General features: G+C 54.1%; 1 rRNA gene. It reads left to right on the top strand.

Annotated features, from left to right (window positions below):
* A 23S ribosomal RNA gene (locus tag ACF8EA_RS24885) occupies window positions 1-667 on the top strand; the annotation flags it as partial.

Here is a 667-nt window from a genome sequence, read left to right on the forward strand (position 1 = left end):
TGGTGGGTAGTTTGACTGGGGCGGTCTCCTCCCAAAGAGTAACGGAGGAGTACGAAGGTGCGCTCAGACCGGTCGGAAATCGGTCGTAGAGTATAAAGGCAAAAGCGCGCTTGACTGCGAGACAAACACGTCGAGCAGGTACGAAAGTAGGTCTTAGTGATCCGGTGGTTCTGTATGGAAGGGCCATCGCTCAACGGATAAAAGGTACTCCGGGGATAACAGGCTGATACCGCCCAAGAGTTCATATCGACGGCGGTGTTTGGCACCTCGATGTCGGCTCATCACATCCTGGGGCTGAAGCCGGTCCCAAGGGTATGGCTGTTCGCCATTTAAAGTGGTACGCGAGCTGGGTTTAGAACGTCGTGAGACAGTTCGGTCCCTATCTGCCGTGGACGTTTGAGATTTGAGAGGGGCTGCTCCTAGTACGAGAGGACCGGAGTGGACGAACCTCTGGTGTTCCGGTTGTCACGCCAGTGGCATTGCCGGGTAGCTATGTTCGGAAGAGATAACCGCTGAAAGCATCTAAGCGGGAAACTTGCCTCAAGATGAGATCTCACTGGGATCTTGAATCCCCTAAAGGGCCGTCGAAGACTACGACGTTGATAGGTTGGGTGTGTAAGCGCTGTGAGGCGTTGAGCTAACCAATACTAATTGCCCGTGAGGCTTG

The sequence above is a fragment of the Pseudomonas sp. YQ_5 genome (assembly GCF_043103305.1).
Lineage (GTDB): Bacteria > Pseudomonadota > Gammaproteobacteria > Pseudomonadales > Pseudomonadaceae > Aquipseudomonas > Aquipseudomonas putida_Y.